A 639-nucleotide genomic window follows, 5' to 3' on the forward strand; every position below is an offset into this window, starting at 1 on the left:
TAACGTCGCCACGTCAATATTTCCCCATCCGCGCGCTTTACCGACATTCACCGCTGCCCGATATATCGTTTCATCAGCGTGGAGATCGCTACGATTACATTTATTCTTGAGATAGCGCGTCCCGGCCGCCACGGACGAGAGCTGCTCGAGCTGCGCCTGGCTGCTGATAGCCGGGCTGAGCGTTGAGGCGGGTTTTTGTTGGCAGCCAGAGAGAAGGGCTACCATGCAAAGCGGAAATATAAGCGGAATACGCATCATAGAGTAATCAAAATAATGAATCACTGGCCGCTAGTTTAACAAATATTTCCCTGGTGTCATCATAAAATATTATTCTGCATAAATGTTAACAGGCTCTCATTTTTATCAGCGGAAAGGCGCTTAATCGACTTTACTTTTATCAATAATAAACGTTGGCGCTGGGAAAATATATTTTCATCCGCGGATGATGCCACTGCGTTGACCGGCAGGAAGCGCGCCGTTTTTTATGTTATTAAAAAACATACTCTTTCCCATCTTGTTACGTGCGCAGGAGGTAAAATGCTGGTTAAGAATGTCGCATTTTAGTGCTATCCTGTATGCCCTGAACATTACGTGCTATGTTCTGACTTATTCTGCCGATGATGCGTTTAACCCAATGAT

At 45.5% G+C, this 639-nt stretch carries 1 protein-coding gene; it reads right to left on the bottom strand.

What is annotated here, in order from left to right; translation table 11 throughout:
* The coding region (gspS, locus tag R7P64_RS24305; protein WP_318124170.1) for a type II secretion system pilot lipoprotein GspS at positions 1–258 on the bottom strand (258 nt) is incomplete at its 3' end.
* Positions 259–639 lie beyond the last annotated feature (381 nt).

Source organism: Vibrio sp. 2304 (assembly GCF_033339475.1).
GTDB lineage: Bacteria > Pseudomonadota > Gammaproteobacteria > Enterobacterales > Vibrionaceae > Vibrio > Vibrio alginolyticus.